Annotated in this window: 12 protein-coding genes and 2 pseudogenes; 5 read left to right on the top strand and 9 right to left on the bottom strand. The window is 60.7% G+C overall.

Annotated elements, in window-relative coordinates:
- Positions 1-49: 49 nt before the first annotated feature.
- The 4 genes from ptsP (at position 50) to tadA (ending at position 4,866) form a co-directional block, all read left to right on the top strand.
- A complete protein-coding gene (gene ptsP, locus BLU71_RS16490; RefSeq protein WP_083353517.1) occupies positions 50-2,578 on the top strand; it encodes a phosphoenolpyruvate--protein phosphotransferase in 2,529 nt (842 codons plus the stop codon).
- A 2-nt stretch (positions 2,579-2,580) separates the two neighbouring features.
- Positions 2,581-2,877 carry a PTS transporter subunit EIIB gene (locus tag BLU71_RS16485; RefSeq protein ID WP_083353516.1) on the top strand — a complete coding sequence of 99 codons (297 nt, stop codon included), beginning with the start codon at positions 2,581-2,583 and terminating at the stop codon, positions 2,875-2,877.
- Between the two features lie 112 nt (positions 2,878-2,989).
- Positions 2,990-4,366 carry a multicopper oxidase family protein gene (locus tag BLU71_RS16480; RefSeq protein ID WP_042608318.1) on the top strand — a complete coding sequence of 459 codons (1,377 nt, stop codon included), beginning with the start codon at positions 2,990-2,992 and terminating at the stop codon, positions 4,364-4,366.
- Positions 4,366-4,866, top strand: coding sequence for a tRNA adenosine(34) deaminase TadA (gene tadA, locus BLU71_RS16475; protein ID WP_042608317.1), 501 nt, complete (start codon positions 4,366-4,368; stop codon positions 4,864-4,866). The genes BLU71_RS16480 and tadA overlap by 1 nt, the downstream gene beginning before the upstream one ends.
- Positions 4,867-5,139: 273 nt before the next feature.
- Here tadA and cmoB read toward each other — a convergent pair whose 3' ends face one another.
- The 4 genes from cmoB to lon all read right to left on the bottom strand — a co-directional run bounded on the left by cmoB (position 5,140) and on the right by lon (position 10,135).
- Entirely contained in the window at positions 5,140-6,096 is a 957-nt protein-coding gene (cmoB, locus tag BLU71_RS16470) for a tRNA 5-methoxyuridine(34)/uridine 5-oxyacetic acid(34) synthase CmoB (RefSeq protein WP_083353515.1), read from the bottom strand.
- On the bottom strand, positions 6,093-6,800 hold the full coding sequence (gene cmoA, locus BLU71_RS16465) for a carboxy-S-adenosyl-L-methionine synthase CmoA (protein ID WP_166554639.1): 708 nt from the start codon (positions 6,798-6,800) through the stop codon (positions 6,093-6,095). The genes cmoB and cmoA overlap by 4 nt, the downstream gene beginning before the upstream one ends.
- A 246-nt stretch (positions 6,801-7,046) precedes the next feature.
- Positions 7,047-7,439 (bottom strand): protease inhibitor I42 family protein, encoded by a 393-nt coding sequence (locus BLU71_RS16460; protein WP_083353514.1) that lies wholly within the window; start codon positions 7,437-7,439, stop codon positions 7,047-7,049.
- Between the two features lie 281 nt (positions 7,440-7,720).
- Positions 7,721-10,135 (bottom strand): endopeptidase La, encoded by a 2,415-nt coding sequence (gene lon, locus BLU71_RS16455; protein ID WP_065616646.1) that lies wholly within the window; start codon positions 10,133-10,135, stop codon positions 7,721-7,723.
- 695 nt (positions 10,136-10,830) lie between these two features.
- Here lon and BLU71_RS16445 point away from each other — a divergent pair.
- Complete coding sequence (locus BLU71_RS16445; RefSeq protein WP_083353513.1) at positions 10,831-11,019, top strand: hypothetical protein; 189 nt, start codon at positions 10,831-10,833, stop codon at positions 11,017-11,019.
- Positions 11,020-11,085: 66 nt separating this feature from the next.
- On the opposite strand, the pseudogene BLU71_RS27815 reads toward BLU71_RS16445, so the two are convergent.
- The 5 genes and pseudogenes from BLU71_RS27815 to BLU71_RS16420 form a co-directional block, all read right to left on the bottom strand.
- Positions 11,086-11,449, bottom strand: a pseudogene (locus BLU71_RS27815) (DUF6124 family protein).
- A 344-nt stretch (positions 11,450-11,793) separates the two neighbouring features.
- A pseudogene (locus BLU71_RS16435) lies at positions 11,794-12,193 on the bottom strand (HPF/RaiA family ribosome-associated protein).
- Positions 12,194-12,499: 306 nt separating this feature from the next.
- Positions 12,500-12,874: a DUF6124 family protein gene (locus BLU71_RS16430; RefSeq protein ID WP_083353512.1), complete on the bottom strand. Its 375-nt coding sequence runs from the start codon at positions 12,872-12,874 to the stop codon at positions 12,500-12,502.
- 506 nt (positions 12,875-13,380) lie between these two features.
- Positions 13,381-15,789 (bottom strand): glucose/quinate/shikimate family membrane-bound PQQ-dependent dehydrogenase, encoded by a 2,409-nt coding sequence (locus tag BLU71_RS16425; RefSeq protein WP_042608311.1) that lies wholly within the window; start codon positions 15,787-15,789, stop codon positions 13,381-13,383.
- A 217-nt stretch (positions 15,790-16,006) separates the two neighbouring features.
- Positions 16,007-17,368, bottom strand: coding sequence for a carbohydrate porin (locus tag BLU71_RS16420; RefSeq protein ID WP_083353511.1), 1,362 nt, complete (start codon positions 17,366-17,368; stop codon positions 16,007-16,009).
- Positions 17,369-17,663: the final 295 nt, after the last annotated feature.

Here is a 17,663-nt window from a genome sequence, read left to right as displayed (position 1 = left end):
CAAAGCGGCTGTGACCGCTCATTCAGACAATACAAGCGCAGGTGATGTCATGGCCACACCCCAACAATTGCAGCTGCTGGCTCCATTATCCGGCGTGCTGATGGCGCTGGACGAGGTGCCCGACCCGGTGTTTGCCGGGCGGATCATCGGTGACGGCCTGTGCATCGACCCGACGTCCTCGACGCTCTGCGCGCCGCTGGCCGGCGTGGTCAGTGACGTGCAGGCCAGCGGGCACGCGCTGACCATTACCAGTGATGCAGGTGTGCAGGTGCTGATGCATATCGGTCTGGACACGGTGAATCTCGCGGGGAAGGGGTTCATCCGCCGTGTCGAGGCAGGGCAGCGGGTCGCAGCGGGGCAGGCGCTGATCGACTTCGATGCTGATTACATTGCCCTGCATGCGCGCAGTTTGTTGACCTTGATGCTGGTGGTCAGCGGCGAGCGCTTCGATTCGCTCGTCGGCTCGACCGGGTTGGTGGAGGTTGGCCAGCCCGTGCTGGATGTCGGGGTCGGCGTATCGCCTGGCGAAAATCCCGCTGCGGCGCAAGGTGATGCGGTTTTCTCGCCGCCGATCAACCTGCCCAACCCCAACGGCCTGCATGCGCGCCCGGCATCAGTATTTGCCCAAGCGGCCAAAGCGTTTTCAGCGACGATCCGTCTGCACAGACTGCAAGCACAAGCCAATGCCAAATCATTGGTGGCAATCATGGCGTTGCAAACGGCCCAGGGTGACAGCGTGCAGGTCAGCGCCGAAGGAGACGATGCCGAGGCCGCCGTCGAAGCGCTGACCCGCTTGCTGACCGAAGGCTGCGGCGAAGCTGTCACAGCGCCGGCGCCAGTCGAAGTCGTCGGCGCAGAAATGCCGAACATCCTGCGCGGTGTCTGTGCCTCGCCCGGTTCGGCACTGGGCCAGGTCATGCAGATCGTCGAAGCGACGCTCATGGTCAACGAGTTCGGCGCCGCGCCGCCGGTCGAACGGGAGGCGTTGAGCCAGGCACTGATCGAAGCCGACATGGCCTTGCAGCATCTGCGCGACACCGCCAGCGGCGAGGCGCAGGCGGAGATCTTCAGGGCGCATCAGGAACTGCTGGCCGACCCGAGCCTGCTGGACCAGGCCCAGGCCTTGATCGAGGAGGGCAAAAGCGCGGCATTTGCCTGGAAGACCTCCACCGAAGCCACGGCGGCGATGTTCCGTTCGCTGGGCAATGCCTTGTTGGCCGAACGCGCTGCGGATCTGGCCGATGTCGGCCAGCGTGTGCTCAAGCTGATCCTGGATGTGCACGAGCAGACGCTGGAGCTGGCGGACAACACCATCCTCATCGCCGACCAGTTGACCCCATCGCAGACGGCAGGGCTGGATACGCGCAAGGTGTTGGGTTTCGCCACGGTCGGCGGCGGTGCCACCAGTCATGTCGCCATCCTCGCGCGGGCCTGTGGCTTGCCGGCGATCTGCGGCATGCCGATGCAAATGCTGACGCTCGACAACGGCACGCGGGTGCTGCTCGATGCCGACAAGGGCGAGTTGCAATTGCATCCGGACGCCGAGTCCATCGACCAATTGCGTGCGCGACATGCGCAACAGCGCCAGCGCCATCAGCAGGAGCTGGCGCAGGCCAGCGAGGCGGCCTGCACCCGCGACGGTCAGCACATCGAAGTCACGGCCAACGTTGCCTCGCAGAGCGAAACCGCGCAGGCCATGGAACTCGGCGCGAATGGCGTGGGGCTGCTGCGTTCGGAGTTTCTCTATCTGGATCGCCAGCAAGCGCCGAGCCACGATGAACAGGTCGCCACCTATAGCGCCATCGCCCGCACTATCGGGCCAGCGCACAATCTGGTGGTGCGCACCCTCGATGTCGGCGGTGACAAGCCGCTGGCCTATGTGCCGATGGACAGCGAAAGCAATCCCTTCCTCGGTTTGCGTGGCATTCGTCTGTGCCTTGAGCGACCGCACCTGTTGCGCGAACAGTTTCGGGCGATCCTGGCCTGCAGTGCGCTGACGCGTCTGCACATCATGTTGCCGATGGTCACCCATCTTGCGGAGTTGCGTCTGGCACGACAGATCCTTGAGCAGGAGGCCCAGGTGCTGGGGCTGACCCACTTGCCGAAACTGGGAATCATGATCGAAGTGCCCGCCGTCGCGCTGATGGCCGATGTGCTGGCACCGCATGTGGATTTTTTCTCGATCGGCACCAACGACCTCACCCAATACACCCTGGCCATGGATCGCGATCACCCGCGTCTGGCCAGCCAGGCGGACAGCCTCCACCCTGCGGTGCTGCGCCTGATCGCCATGACGGTGAAAGCTGCACATGCGCACGGTAAATGGGTCGGGGTTTGCGGCGCGATGGCTTCCGAACGCCTGGCCGTGCCGTTGCTGCTGGGGCTGGGCGTGGATGAACTGTCGGTGAGCGTGCCGTTGATTCCGGCGATCAAGTCGGCGGTGCGTGAGTTGAATCTGGCCGACTGTCGAATCATCGCCGAACAGGTTTCAAACCTGGAAAGCGCTGGCGACGTACGCGACGCCTTGCAGCGGTTTCATGAGGTGAAAGTCGATGGCTCGCCGGTAATGGAGAATTGAACATGTTCGACAAATTGCAGCAGGCATTCTGGAAAGCGTTGACGCCGGATCTGGTGCCGGACGAAATCAAAGTGGCCGCTAATCCGATCGAAGGCTTGAGCGCCGCAATGATCTCGGCGTTGGGCGGTGTGGATAATCTCAAATCGCAGCAGCCGGTGGCGCTGACCCGGGTGCGGGTGGCGCTGCATGACGCGGCGCGTGTTGACCGTCAGGCGCTGAGTGTCGCCGGTGTGGCTGGCGTCATGCCGCTTGGTGACGGCGTGCTGCACCTGATCACCGGGCTGTGCACGCAGGGCTGACAAGACGTGCGGCCGCAGGTCGCCCTTACTGTTTCTCAACTGCGGGTGTATCGTATTCGCCTTTTTGCGGATCCCTCGGGGTCCGTCGCTGATACGTGAGGTAGTTGAGTTCATGTCCTTTACCCGTCGCCAAATCCTCGGTGGCCTGGCCGGTCTTGTTGTCGTTGGCGTGGGCGCGGGAGGCGCTTCGCGTTACTGGCTGGGCAAGATGGCCGACGCCGAGGCCGGGCACGACTATGAACTGATCGCCGCACCGCTCGACGTGGAGCTGGTGCCGGGGCACAAGACCGAGGCCTGGGCGTTCGGCCCGTCAGCGCCGGGCACCGAATTGCGCGTGCGCCAGGGCGAATGGCTGCGGGTGCGTTTCATCAATCATCTGCCGGTGGCGACGACCATTCACTGGCACGGCATCCGCCTGCCGCTGGAAATGGACGGCGTGCCTTACGTATCGCAGCTGCCGGTGTTGCCGGGCGAGTATTTCGACTACAAATTCCGCGTGCCGGACGCCGGCAGCTACTGGTATCACCCGCATGTCAGCAGCAGCGAAGAACTCGGACGCGGGCTGGTCGGGCCGCTGATCATCGAGGAGCGCGAGCCCACCGGTTTCAAGTATGAGAAAACCCTCAGCCTGAAGAACTGGCATGTCGACGAACAAGGCCAGTTCGTCGAATTCAGCATCCCCCGCGAAGCGGCCCGTGGCGGTACCGCCGGGCGTCTGTCGACGATCAATGGCGTGCCATTGCCGGTGATCGATCTGCCGGCCGGGCAGATCACCCGGGTGCGCTTGCTCAACCTCGACAACACCCTGACCTACCGCATCAACATTCCCGGCGTCGAAGCGATGATCTACGCGCTCGATGGTAATCCGGTCGAACCACGACCATTGGGCAAGGAATACTGGCTCGGCCCTGGCATGCGCATTTGCCTGGCGATCAAGGCGCCGGCGGCCGGTGAAGAGTTGTCGCTGCGCAACGGCCCGGTACGCCTGGGCACGCTGCGTTCGGTGGCCAATACGGACGCGCCGACGGACTGGCCGAAAGCGCTGCCGGCCAACCCGGTGGCCGAGCCGGACCTGGCCAATGCCGAGAAACTCAACTTCAATTTCGAATGGGTCGGCTCGGTCTCTGTGAACACCGAAAACGGCAAGCCGCCGAGCCTGTGGCAGATCAACGGCAAGGCCTGGGACATCACCGACAAGACCTGCGCCGATCGACCGATCGCCAGTCTGAAACTCGGCCAGAGCTATATTTTCGAACTGAAGAACATGACCCAATACCAGCACCCGATCCACCTGCACGGCATGAGTTTCAAGGTGATCGCGTCGAACCGGCACAAGGTCGTGCCGTATTTCACCGACACCTATCTGCTGGGCAAGAACGAGCGTGCGCAAGTGGCGCTGGTGGCGGATAACCCGGGGGTGTGGATGTTCCACTGCCATGTCATCGACCACATGGAAACCGGCCTGATGGCCGCGATCGAGGTGAAGTGATGCGCCAGATTCGCCCGGCGGCGATCATCGACCGCAGCCGCGACCGCGACTTCATGCGCGAAGCCCTGACCCTCGCCGCACAAGGCGCGGCGCTCGGCGAAGTGCCGGTAGGCGCAGTGCTGGTGCAGGACGGCGAGATCATCGGCAGCGGCTTCAACTGCCCGATCAGCACCAGCGACCCGAGTGCCCACGCCGAAATGGTCGCGATCCGCGCCGCCGCGCAGGCCGTGGATAACTATCGCCTGCCGGGCAGTACGCTGTACGTGACGCTGGAGCCGTGCAGCATGTGCGCCGGGTTGATCGTGCATTCGCGGGTGGCGCGAGTGGTGTATGGCGCCCTGGAGCCGAAGGCCGGGATTGTGCAGAGCCAAGGTCAGTTTTTTACCCAGGGATTTTTGAATCACCGGGTGTTGTATGAGGGCGGGGTGTTGGCTGAGGAATGTGGCGCAGTGTTGACCGAGTTTTTCCGCGCTCGCCGCGCCAAAAGCCCCTCACCCTAACCCTCTCCCAGAGGGAGAGGGGACTGACCGAGGTGGATGGGCCAAGTCCGGCGACCTGAAATACCGAGTCGAACTCAAGTTTTGAAAGCAACAATCAGCTCCCTCTCCTTGGGGAGGAGGGAGAGGGGACCGACCGAGTTGAATGGGTGAAGTCCGCCGACCTGAAACTCCGAGTCGAATGCAAATTTTGAAAAGCCCAGAGATCTGCTCCCTCTCCCTGGAGAGAGGGCTGGGGTGAGGGGTAGGCTCACCGCGATCATCAGGGAATTACGCTTACTTCTTCGCAACAATCACCGCACGCATCGGCGCCGGCAGCCCTTCGATGGTTTTGCTGTGATCCGCGGGATCAAGAAAATCGCTCAGCGACTGATACTTCATCCACTCCGTTCCGCGCTGTTCCTCGACTGTCGTGGTGCTGACATCCACACAGCGAATATCGGTGAATCCCGCGCGGCGCAGCCACAACTCCAGCGCCGGCACCGACGGCAAGAACCACACGTTGCGCATCTGCGCGTAGCGGTCTTCCGGCACCAGCACCTGATGCTTGTCGCCTTCGACCACCAAAGTCTCCAGCACCAGTTCGCCGCCCTTGACCAGGCAATCCTTCAGCGCCAGCAAATGCTCGATCGGCGAGCGGCGGTGGTAGAACACGCCCATGGAGAACACGGTGTCGAAACCTTCCAGATTCGCTGGCAAGTCTTCGAACGGGAATGGCAGGTGCCAGGCATTCGGCTCTGACAGGTAACGCTGCACCGCCTGGAACTGGCAGAAGAACAGCCAGTTCGGATCGACGCCGATCACGCTGTCGGCGCCGGCACCGAGCATGCGCCACATGTAGTAGCCGTTGCCGCAACCCACGTCGAGAATGCGTTTGCCTTTCAGATCCAGATGCGGCGCCACGCGCGACCACTTCCAGTCCGAGCGCCATTCAGTGTCGACGTGCACGCCAAACAGATCGAACGGCCCTTTGCGCCACGGCGACAGGCCCATCAGTGCGGTGCGCATCTGTGCGCGCGTGTCGTCGTCGCAATCGGTGTCGAGTGTCAGGCCGTTGAGCAAGTCGACTTCGCTCGGCTGAATCTTCGGCAAGGCATCCAGCGCACTTTGCCAGCGCTCCAGGTCGCCGTGGCCTTTTTCCATTTTCTTGTCGAGTTGACGCTGCAGGGTGTTGGCCCAGTCGGCCAGCGGAGTACCGGCCAGACGGCGGGCGAGGGGGGACAGATCAATCATGGCAAGGCAATCAACGAGGCAAAGTTAAGACACTGGAACCACGGCACGACTTTCGAGAACCCGGCGGCCAGCAGGCGTTCGCGGTGTTCTTCGAGGCTGTCGGGCTTCATGACGTTTTCGATGGCGCTGCGCTTCTGGGCGATTTCCAGTTCGCTGTAGCCGTTGGCGCGTTTGAACGCGACGTGCAGATCGGTGAGCAGCGCGTGCTCTTCGGCATCGTTGAAGCGCAGCTTCTCCGACAGAATCAGTGCGCCGCCGGGCAACAACGACTGACGAATGCGCGAGAGCAGCGCGGTGCGCTGATCCGGGGCGATGAATTGCAGGGTGAAGTTCAGCGCCACCACCGAAGCGGGCTGGAACTCCAGCGCGAGGATGTCGCCCTCGATCACTTCGACCGGCAGCAATTCCTGAAACATCGAGTCCTGGCCGTTGAGGTATTCCCGGCAACGCTCGACCATCGCCGCTGAGTTATCCACAGCGATCACCCGGCAACCGTCGGTGCGCACATGGCGGCGCAGGGCTTGAGTCACTGCGCCGAGCGACGAACCGAGGTCGTAGAGCACGCTGTTCGGTTGAGCGAACTGCGCCGCGAGCACGCCGAGGTTCTCGACGATGGTTGGATAACCCGGCACCGAGCGCTTGATCATGTCCGGGAACACCCGCACCACGTCTTCATTGAAGGCGAAGTCAGGCACCTGGGCCATGGGCTGGGCGAAAATGCGATCGGGTTCTTTGCTCACGGCGGTGTCCGGCGGGTGTCGGTGGAAAAGGCCGGCATTTTAGCCAAAGTGAGGCGCGGATGCTTGGGTTGTCTGATAAAGCACCGAACGGGGGGTAATTCTCGCCGTCAGGTATATGGCTTTCGCGAGCAGGCTCGCTCCCGCGGGGGGATCGTGGTGTCCTGTGGGAGCGAGCCTGCTCGCGAAGAAGCCAGAATCGGTTTCCCGCAGTCAGTTCACTGAAATGGCGCAGTCAAAGGTTTCCACGGGCAGCACTTCCGGTGCCCAGGGTTGTTGCGAGGTCAGGCGCAAACGCCCGGTGCCGGCCGCGAATGCCTGGAACCGCCAGGTCGACACACCTGCAGCACCGACCACGCCGGCGTCTTCCGGGTTGCTGTAGACCTCCGGGCTGAGCGCGCGCATTACGCCGCCAGCGGAATCCTGGATTGCCCAGCGATAGCCCGTGGTCGGGTTGCTCGGCAGGGTGATGATCAGGTTTTGCCCGGTCGTGAGCCGCACGGGGCATTCGCTTTGTTTTTCCACGGTCACGTTGTGTTTCGGTTGCGTGGCGCAGGCGGCCAGCAAGCAAAGGGCGAGGGGGAGAAACAGGCGAGTGGGGGACATGGGTCAGCGGCTCCGGCGGTTACGACGAACGGCGAGCATAACTGAAGATGAGGCAAAGTGTGACAGACGGGTGCCGCGTTGACCCAACTGACGCCAAGCCCTCACCCTAGCCCTCTCCCAAAGGGAGAGGGGACTGACTGAGGGATATTGGCGAAATACGCCGATATGAACGCGCATCACCGAATCCATAATCGACCCGGTCTTTCAGGTCGATGGACGACTCAAGACGCCTCGGTTGGCTCCCTCTCCTCGGGGAGAGGGCTGGGGTGAGGGGCGACCGGTTAGAACAGCACCTTCGCCACATCGGCAAATCGCTTGGCAAAGTGCACGGTAATCCCTTCCTTCAGATAATCCGGCAATTCCTCGAAGTTACCCCGGTTCGGCTCCGGCAGAATCAATTCGAAAATCTTCTGCCGCCGCGCCGCGATCACCTTCTCGCGCACGCCGCCGATCGGCAGCACATGCCCGGTCAGGGTCAATTCGCCAGTCATCGCCACGCCTTTTTTCGGCGGTTGATTGCGTGCGAGGGAGAGCAGGGCGCTGGCCATGGTCACGCCGGCACTCGGGCCGTCCTTCGGCGTCGCGCCTTCCGGCACATGCAGGTGGACGAAGGCTTCGTCGAAGAACTTCGCATCACCACCAAACTGCTTGAGGTGCGAGCTGACGTAGCTGTAGGCGATTTCTGCCGATTCCTTCATCACATCGCCGAGTTGCCCGGTGAGCTTGAACCCACGGTTAAGCGTATGAATCCGCGTGGCTTCGATCGGCAGGGTCGCGCCGCCCATGCTGGTCCACGCCAGGCCGGTGATCACCCCGGTGCCGGACAGCACTTGTTCATTGCGGAACACCGGGTGCCCCAGTGACGCTTCGAGGTCTTTCGGGCCGAGTTTGATCACCGCTTTCGGATCGTCGATCAGCTTCATCACCGCTTTGCGCACGAGTTTGCCCATCTGCTTTTCCAGCTGACGCACGCCGGCTTCTCGGGCGTAGCCGTCGATCAGGGCTTTGAGCGCGGTGTCGCTGATGCTCAGGCTGCCTTTCGACACGCCGGCCTTTTCCAGCAGCTTCGGCCACAGGTGACGCTTGGCGATGGCGACTTTCTCTTCGGTGATGTAGCCCGACAGACGAATCACTTCCATGCGGTCGAGCAGTGGGCCGGGGATCGAGTCGAGGGTGTTGGCGGTGCACACGAACAGGACTTTCGACAGGTCCATGCGCAGGTCGAGATAGTGGTCGAGGAATTCGACGTTCTGCTCAGGATCGAGGGTTTCCAGCAACGCCGAGGCCGGGTCGCCCTGGTAGCTCTGGCCCATCTTGTCGATCTCGTCGAGCATGATCACCGGGTTCATCACTTCGACGTCTTTCAACGCCTGCACCAACTTGCCCGGCTGTGCGCCGATGTAAGTGCGGCGGTGACCCTTGATCTCGGCTTCGTCGCGCATGCCGCCGACGCTGAAGCGGTAGAACGGCCGGCCGAGGGATTCGGCGATGGATTTGCCGACACTGGTTTTACCCACGCCCGGCGGGCCGACCAGCAGCACGATCGAGCCGCTGATTTCACCTTTGTAGGCACCGACGGCGAGGAATTCGAGGATGCGATCCTTGATGTCGTCCAGACCCGCATGGTGCTTGTCGAGGACTTTGCGTGCGTGCTTGAGGTCGAGTTTGTCTTCGCCGTACACGCCCCACGGCACCGAAGTGGCCCAGTCCAGGTAATTGCGCGTGACCGCATATTCCGGCGATCCGGTTTCGAGGATCGACAGTTTGTGAGTTTCTTCTTCGAGGCGTTTGTGCACCTGCGCCGGCAAGGTTTTGCCTTCGAGGCGCTGCTGGAACTGTTCGAGGTCGGCGCTGCGGTCGTCCTTGGTCAGGCCGAGTTCCTGCTGGATGACCTTGAGTTGTTCCTTGAGGAAGAACTCGCGCTGATGCTCGCCGATCTTGCGGTTAACTTCGGCTGAGATCTCTTTCTGCAGGCGCGCGACTTCGACTTCCTTGCGCAGCATCGGCAGGACTTTTTCCATGCGCTTGAGCATCGGCACGCAGTCGAGCACTTCCTGCAGCTCTGGGCCGGTGGCGGACGTCAGCGCGGCGGCGAAGTCGGTCAGCGGCGACGGGTCGTTGGGGCTGAAGCGGTTGAGGTAGTTCTTCAGCTCTTCGCTGTACAGCGGGTTGAGCGGCAGCAGCTCCTTGATCGCATTGATCAGCGCCATGCCGTAGGCCTTGACCTCGTCGGTCGGCTCGGTGGGCTGGTGCGGGTATTCGACTTCGACCAGATACGGCGGGCGGTGATGCTTGAGCCAGGTCTTGATGCGCACGCGGCTCAGGCCTTGGGCGACGAATTGCAGTTTGCCGTTCTCGCGGCTGGCATGGTGGACTTTGACCAGCGTGCCGTATTCGGGGAGGGCGCCGGTGTCGAAGTGGCGCGGGTCTTCCTGGGGCGTGTCCATGAAGAACAGGGCCAGGGAGTGATGTTCGGATTTGCTGACCAGTTCGAGGGTTTCGGCCCAGGGTTCTTCGTTGACGATGACTGGCAGGACCTGGGCCGGGAAGAATGGGCGGTTGTGGATCGGGATGATGTAGACCTTGTCCGGCAGGTTTTGCCCGGGCAGCGCCAGGCCGGTGCCGGAGGAGGTGTGTTCGATGTGGTCGGTTTCGTAGTCGTCGTGGTTGTCCGGGCGATCTTGCTGGTCGGTCATGGGGCACCTGCGCAATGGGGTATGGGGTGTTAGATGGGGCAGGGGTGGGGTGGTTTCAATGGGGCGGGTGTGTTTCTGCTTGTGTTCAGGGGGCCTTGGCGGCCTTTGGGCCGGCCATGCTCTGGGGGATTGTGTGAATATCCGTTTTTTTGGGGGTTGCGGCTGGCGGTTTCGCCCTTACGGCGAGTCCCTTTTGGCAAACGCCCCAAAAGGAACCAAAAGGTCTTCGCCCTGACGTTCGGCCCGCTCGCTCGGGCTCGGGGTTCCTTCGCTACGGGATCGATCCTGGCGCAGCGGCTCCGGTTTGCTTCGCTGCACCTACACTCGCTGTGTCCGACTGCGTCGTACGGTCGCTACGCTCCCACGCCCGGATCAATCCCTCCACTCAGCCTGCCGACGGGCTCCAGGATCAAAAGCGGAACTCGAGCTTGCGCTCATCGTGTGTAGGAGCTGCCGAAGGCTGCGATCTTTTGATCTTGATTTTGATTTTGTGTAGGAGCGAGCCTGCATGCCTCTCGAGTCATCTTCAATTAAACGGTTAATTCATAGATCAGAATTGTTTGCGGTTTATTTCGAACTGGTCTTGAGCTCCTGTAATTTCTGACAGTAGACATATTTGTCGGTTGCCCCGAGATTAATCAGGCGCCCCTAGGCGTCAGGATGAATGCCAATCTCCGACTTCAAGGAATCAAACCGTGAGTTATACAGATTCGAAATACAAGGATTACATCATTCGCGAATATTCTTCTGACACGCCGGGACTGCATTTTCGGGTGATCTATGACAAGACAGATGAGAGTTTTTTGCTTGAGACCCGCAAACAGGCCGAGCAATTGATCAATGATCGATTGCAGCAGATGAAAAGTGGTGGGAAAGCTTTTTGAGTCAACCGGGTTAACGCTCGACCTGTGTAGGAGCTGTCACACGCTGCTCCTACACAAGGTGGGTTGTCAGTTATTTGCGGGGATTTCGTGGTTATCCAGAACGCGGTTCACGGCCAGTTCGGCGAGCATGATCACTTGCTGAATCGCCAGAAATCGTCCTCCGCTGCGGCAGGTCGATATATGCGGCGATATCGCTGATTATGAGGCTGGCTTGTGCCAGTGATTCGCAGGCATGGACCAGCAGGCTTCCGCTGTCTTGCTCGGGGGCGACCTGAAACATGGGGCTGGGCTTGTGGCGCGCAGGGTTGACGCGTTGGGATTGAGGTGGTGGTCGAGGGCGCGTTCGGTGGCTTCGTGGCATCTCTTCGAGCCGGGAATTCTTAGAGGTGGTGTCTTCGGTTTCAGGTGGATTGGGTGTCGGCTTTTTCATGATGAATACTCAGTTGGTGAAAGTGGAGCTGCCTTCGATTGCCGCGACTCAATCTGAGTTGGCAGCAGTACGCGGGTTCGGGGACCGATAACTGAGAAATCGGCATACCCCAACATACACCGACCTGAAAGTGCTGTACGGATTTCATAATCGACTCGAACTTTCAGTTCGACGTACTTCTCCAGACACCTCGGTCGGCTCCCTCCCCGTAGCCCTCTCCCGGGAGAGGGCTACGGGGAGGGCTACGATCTCAAACCCTGCCGAGAAACAAACAACACCACAAACAAAAAACGGCCCTGCATCAGCAGGTCCGTTCTCCTTTAGTGACTTGTGTAATCAGCGCATCAGCTGTTGATCGCTGCCTGTTCGTTCTCGGCGAATTCTTCCGCCAACAACTTGTCGTTGGCCTTGCTGGTACTACAGAGGCGCGGGGCTACCTCCCAGTCTGCCAAAAAATTCCTGCAAGGTATGGTCAAGTTTTACGGCAGCACCGTCGATCGCCTGTTCCAGCGAATCGGCTTTGTGATTCACGGAAATCGGTTGGTGGCCTTTTGGCCGCGCTTCCAGCTGGCATCGCAAGTCCCGGGGACCTGGTTTGTCACCGTTTCCGTCGCTTAGGTGGACTTCGACACGGCTCAAGACTTCTTTATAACGTTCGAGCGTACTCTCAATAGTTGTAAGTACAAACTCCTCCAGTTGTTGACTAATTTTAATATGATTATCGCTATTGACTTGGATTTTCATAGTTCATCCCTTATTTATAGCTCGTTAGAGCCGTAAAGTGAATTTACTGAACTGCTGGTAACAACGATTGGGGGCTTCCTTGACTGATAAAGTTGGAGCAGGAAGTCTGAAAGAAACGGCATAAATAGTTAACTGTTACATCTGACAGGTTTTTATGCCTATTCGCGATCATGCGCTATAAGGCGAGATATATAGGACGGGTAAGATGATCCTCTGCGGAGTGGGCCTGCTCGCGAAAGCGGTGTGTCTGCACCATCAAGGCTGAATGTGCCGACGCCTTCGCGAGCAGGCTCGCTCCCACCGAGTTCAGTTGTGTGTCGGGGATTGGGGGATTTCGTAGTTGTCCAGGACTCGATTCACGGCCAGCTCGGCGAGCATGATCACTTGCTGGATCGCCAGGATGGTATGTCGCTGCGGACTGTCCACATACGCCGCAACGTCACTGGCCATGACACTGGCCGAGGCCAGGGATTCGCAGGCGTGGGCGAGGAGGCTTTCGTTGTCCTGGTCCGGGGTGACCTGGAACATGGTGCTGGGTTTGTGGGATTTGTCGGCGCCGGACGGTGGTTTCAGGTAGTGGTCCAGCGCACGCTCGGCAGCATGGTGGAGTTTTTTTGAGTCGGGGGATTGGTAGGGAGAAGTGCTTTCGGTTTCGGGGGGATTGGGTGTTGGTTTGAACATGGTGAAGCTCCGAATGAGAAATGGAGCTGCTTTTCATGATCGCCGCGACGCGATGCAAGGAGGCAGCTGTACGCAGGTTCGCGGACCGAGCCATTCGGAAACCCGGCATACCCGAAGGTATCCCACGCACAGCCACCATCAAACCAAGCGGCGAACGCCTGGGCCGGCGATTATGCATCAAATCGAATGGACTGCTCGGGCCGCGACGCCCGGTCGCTGAATTGTCAGCGACCTTGCGAGCCTATCCAGCGCATTTCCGAAGCACAACCGACGCGAGCTGTCGGAAAACTCCCCCGCATCACGCGGCTATGTAGGACGGACACCGTCCATTGTGGGAGTGAGCCTGCTCGCGATAGCGGTGTGTCAGGCCCAAAGTTGCTGTCTGACACACCGCTATCGCGAGCAGGCTCACTCCTACAGGTTTTGTGAACCGCTTTAAGATTTCATGCACAAAAAAGGCGATGTCCCTCACGGGACATCGCCTTTTCTTTACCGCTCGCTAACGCTTATTCAGACAGTTTGTACGCAATCACATAGTCACCCTGCTTGGTGCCCAGCGAGCCGTGACCGCCGGCGACGACGAGCACGTATTGCTTGCCGTCCTTGCCGGTGTACGTCATCGGTGTGGTTTGCGCGCCGGCTGGCAGGCGGCCTTCCCACAGTTGTTTGCCGTTTTTCACGTCGTACGCGCGCAGGTACTGGTCGAGGGTGCCGCTCAGGAAGGCCACGCCACCTGCGGTGGTGAAGGTGCCGCCCAGGCTCGGTACGCCCATGCTCAGCGGGATCGGAACCGGCGAGCTGTCGCGCACGGTGCCGTTTTTGTGCATCCAGATGGTTTTGCTGGTGGTCAGGTCGACCGCTGCCACATAACCCCACGCTGGCGCCTGGCATGGCAGGCCCATTGGCGACAGCAGCGCTTCGAGGATCACGCCGTATGGCGCGCCCTTGTTAGGCTGCACGCCTTCGGTTTCGCTCTTGCGACCCGGGCCGCCGGCAACTTCTGCTGCTGGAACCAGCTTCGAACGGAACGCCATGTAGCTCGGGTTGACGAAGGCGATCTGGCGCACCGGATCGACCGAAATGCCGCCCCAGTCGAACACGCCGAAGTTGCCTGGATACACGATCGAACCTTGCAGCGACGGCGGGGTGAACGGGCCGTCATAACGCAGGGATTTGAAGTCGATCCGGCAGAGCATCTGGTCGAATGGCGTCACGCCCCACATGTCGCGCTCTTTGAGTGGTGGCGGCATGAAGTTGAGGTCGGACTTCGGTTGGGTCGGCGAGGTGTGGTCGCCTTCCACCGCGCCTTGCGGCACCGGGATTTCGTTGATCGGCACGATGGCTTTGCCGGTGCTGCGATCCAGCACGTAGATGCTGCCCTGCTTGGTCGAAGCCAATACCGCTGGCTTGACGCCGTCAGCGGTTTTGATGTCCATCACGGTCGGTTGACCGCCGACGTCCATATCCCACAGGTCATGGTGGGTGAACTGGAAGTTCCAGCGCACCTTGCCGGTGGCGATATCCAGCGCAGTCAGGCCCGCGGCGTGCAGTTCCGATTCAGGTGTACGCATGCCACCGAACTGGTCCGGGGTCTGGTTGCCCATCGGCAGGTAGAGCATGCCGAGTTTTTCATCGACAGCAAACATCGACCACATGTTCGGCGAGTTGCGCGTGTAGGTCTTGCCTTCGGCAATCGGCGCGGTGTCGTCCGGGTTGCCGCTGTCCCAGTTCCACACCAGCTTGCCGGTGTGCACGTCGAACGCGCGGATCACGCCGCTAGGCTCGTCGGTGGAAACGTTGTCGGTGACGTGACCGCCAATCACCACCAGGTCCTTGGTGACCGCAGGTGGCGAAGTGGAGTAGTAACCGCCGGCGTTGAAGCCGCCGATGTTGGCAGACAGGTCGATCTGACCCTTGTCACCGAAGTCTTCGCACATTTTGCCGGTGTCGGCATTCAGGGCGATCAGACGGGTGTCAGCGGTTGGCAGGAAGATGCGGCGCGGGCAGGCGCTGGCCGGGGCCGGGCTGGCCGAACCGGTCGGGCTCTGCTCGGAAGCATAGACCGCGTCGTCGTGATAGCTCACGCCACGGCAGGTCATGTGCGCCCAGCCTTTGAAGTTGGCCGCGTTCTGCGTGCTCAGCTTCGGATCGAAACGCCAGATTTCCTTGCCGCTGTCCGGATCCAGCGCAATCACCTGGCTGTGCGGCGTGCACACGTAGAGCATGCCGTTGACTTTCAGCGGGGTATTTTCAGCGGTGGTTTCGCCCGGATCGTTCGGCCCCGGGATGTCGCCGGTGCGGTAGGTCCAGGCCGGCACCAGTTTGCTCACGTTGGCCGGGGTGATCTGCGCCAGTGGCGAGTAACGATCACCGTGGGCGCTGCGGCCGTAGGAGTTCCAGTCACCGTCGGGCATGGCCGGCGCGGTGTTGGTCATACCGTCGACGCTGTCGCGATCCAGCTGGCCTTTGATTTCCCCAGGGTTGGTGAACTGACTGGCTACAGCGGTCAGGCCGGCCAGCACCACGGCTACGGTCAGCGCGCCGGTGCCCATCGGGGCAGGGCCGTTGAGCAGCAGCGGGCGACGGAACCACGGCAGCAACATCACCAGGCCGAGGGCGAACAGCATTGCCAGGCGCGGCACCAGTTGCCACCAGTCCAGGCCAACTTCCCACAGCGCCCACACGGTGCTGGCGAACAGCACGATGGCGTACAGGCCCAGCGCCGCACGACGACGCATCAGCAGCAGGATGCCGGTCAATGCGATGCCGATACCGGCCAGCAGATAGTAAAGCGAGCCGCCGAGCATGCTCAGCTTGACTCCCCCGGCCAGCATGGCCAGGCCCATCAGTAGAAGCAGAATGCCGAGCAGGCCCGGTAGCAGACGGCCCCGACTCGAAGCACTTTCGGTGCTCATAGTGTGATTCTCCGTGACGTTTATGTAGTCCCGCGCTGTAGTCACTTTAGATGACGATTTGGCGCAGGCATGGTTCAGATAAAAACTTGTTCGGCTAACGAATTGCTTCTGTAGGAGTGAGCCTGCTCGCGATAGCGGTGTTACAGGCGACATCTCCAGTGACTGAAACAGCGCTATCGCGAGCAGGCTCACTCCTACATTGGATTTGTGCAGATCTTTAGAACGACGACTGGATCTTGATCCCGCCGATCAGGGCGTCGTCGACGTCGTTCACGCCACCGGGGTGGCGGATGTATTGCAGGTTCGGGCGCACGGTCAGCCAGTTGGTGACGTGCACGCCGTAATACAACTCGGCGCTGTACTCGGTGTCCTGCGGTGGCAGAAAACCTGGGTTGTCGTAGTCGTAGACGGCATTGGCGCGGTTGCTCGCTTCGGCGTTCTTGCGATAGGCCGGGTTGACGTGGACGCGAGCCAGGGCGAAACCGATGTCGTCTTTGGCGCGGGCGTCGAATGGACCCTTGTAGGTCAGGCCAGCCTGCACGTAGTTGTCGATGGCATTGGTTTTCTTGTCGTGCATCGTCGCGTTGGCGAACAGGCTCAAACCACGGCTGTTGTCGCTGGCGACACTGGTGACTTGCTGTTGCAGGCCCAGCCACACGCCGTGCTTGCTCGACGCGCTGCGGTAGGCTCCGCCGCTCAGCGCTGCCGGCTGGTCATTGCGATCTTTATAGACATCCGAGGCCTTGGCGTTGCTGTAGTAATAACCGGCGCGATATTCGCCCGGCAGGCCGTTGAGCTTCGGCGTCCACACCAGTTCGACCGGCAGGATCGCGCCCTGAGTGCCGCTGCCGCTGAGTTTGAAGCCGTTGCCGCGATCGAGGTTCGACGGGTTCTGCTCGTAAGCGCCGACCTGCGCGTACAGCTCCGGCGTCAGGTGATATTTGACCCGCAGCGCCCATTGGCTGACCGGCCAGTTGTACCAGATGCCACCGACCCAGTTGCCAACCTGCGAGCCGCAGAAGGCCAGGTTCTGGAAGTCGCAGGGGAAGCTGTTGAAGTCTTCGCCCTCGCCGAAACGGCCGACCTTGATGTCGAGCGCCTGATCGAAGAATTTCTGCTGATACCACATCTGCGTCAGGCGCGTGGTCTGGCCACGGCCCCAGACTTCCTGGGCCGAGGTGAAGCCGCCGACACGCGGATCGTTGATGCGGTCATTGCTGATGTTGTTGCCGCTGCGCTTGGTGATGGTCAACTGAAATTCGGCATCGTCCCAGCCGAGGATCTTCTGCAGATCCAGATGGGTGCCGAGGCCGAACTGATCGCTGTAGCGCGCGGTGCGATCGTGGTCGTAGCCACCGTGCAGGTTGCTGCCCATTTCGCCGGTGTAATCGAGTTTGAACGCGTAGCCTTTTTCCGCGAGTGCTGTGCGTGTGCCGTTCCAGTCACCGAGCATGTACGGTGATTCACTGTCGAAGGCCGGGTTTGCCAAGGTGCAGGTGGCAAAACCAAGAGCGGTGCAGCCGCCAAGGGTGCGCAGAATGGAGATAGCGCTATCTCGGGAAAAGGAAAAATCAGCCATGAATAAGTCTTTTTTTGATGTTTTTCGGGTGCAGGCCGAACGCTTCAGATTGTCGCAGGCAGTGAAGCGTTTCAGCGGAAGGGCGGCAGGATAATGATCTGTAACAAATTGAGAAAGGGCTTTTGCAGACATGCAGCGTTTCGGATTCGGTAACAGTGCGGCAAACGGGCGCATTGTGAGTCGGGTCACAGCCTGCGATCTTTCCGGGTTGGCCTACATTTGCAGGAAGGCCTTCCACCCGCCCAGCCCCTCGGCTAAGGTGCGCGGCTTTACGCATTTCCACTTTGCCCAAAGG

The sequence above is a fragment of the Pseudomonas moraviensis genome (assembly GCF_900105805.1).
GTDB classification, from domain to species: Bacteria; Pseudomonadota; Gammaproteobacteria; order Pseudomonadales; family Pseudomonadaceae; genus Aquipseudomonas; species Aquipseudomonas moraviensis_A.
Note: the sequence above shows the minus strand (reverse complement) of the source record. Positions and strands in the feature narration are given on the sequence as shown.

Excerpts from the sequence above, each read along its gene's own strand:
- lon (WP_065616646.1), bottom strand. The coding sequence starts at position 10,135 with ATGACCGACCAGCAAGATCGCCCGGACAACCACGACGACTACGAAACC.
- tadA (WP_042608317.1), top strand. The coding sequence starts at position 4,366 with ATGCGCCAGATTCGCCCGGCGGCGATCATCGACCGCAGCCGCGACCGC.
- BLU71_RS16485 (WP_083353516.1), top strand. The coding sequence starts at position 2,581 with ATGTTCGACAAATTGCAGCAGGCATTCTGGAAAGCGTTGACGCCGGAT.
- BLU71_RS16425 (WP_042608311.1), bottom strand. The coding sequence starts at position 15,789 with ATGAGCACCGAAAGTGCTTCGAGTCGGGGCCGTCTGCTACCGGGCCTG.
- ptsP (WP_083353517.1), top strand. The coding sequence starts at position 50 with ATGGCCACACCCCAACAATTGCAGCTGCTGGCTCCATTATCCGGCGTG.
- BLU71_RS16480 (WP_042608318.1), top strand. The coding sequence starts at position 2,990 with ATGTCCTTTACCCGTCGCCAAATCCTCGGTGGCCTGGCCGGTCTTGTT.
- BLU71_RS16460 (WP_083353514.1), bottom strand. The coding sequence starts at position 7,439 with ATGTCCCCCACTCGCCTGTTTCTCCCCCTCGCCCTTTGCTTGCTGGCC.
- BLU71_RS16430 (WP_083353512.1), bottom strand. The coding sequence starts at position 12,874 with ATGTTCAAACCAACACCCAATCCCCCCGAAACCGAAAGCACTTCTCCC.
- cmoB (WP_083353515.1), bottom strand. The coding sequence starts at position 6,096 with ATGATTGATCTGTCCCCCCTCGCCCGCCGTCTGGCCGGTACTCCGCTG.
- BLU71_RS16420 (WP_083353511.1), bottom strand. The coding sequence starts at position 17,368 with ATGGCTGATTTTTCCTTTTCCCGAGATAGCGCTATCTCCATTCTGCGC.
- cmoA (WP_166554639.1), bottom strand. The coding sequence starts at position 6,800 with ATGGCCCAGGTGCCTGACTTCGCCTTCAATGAAGACGTGGTGCGGGTG.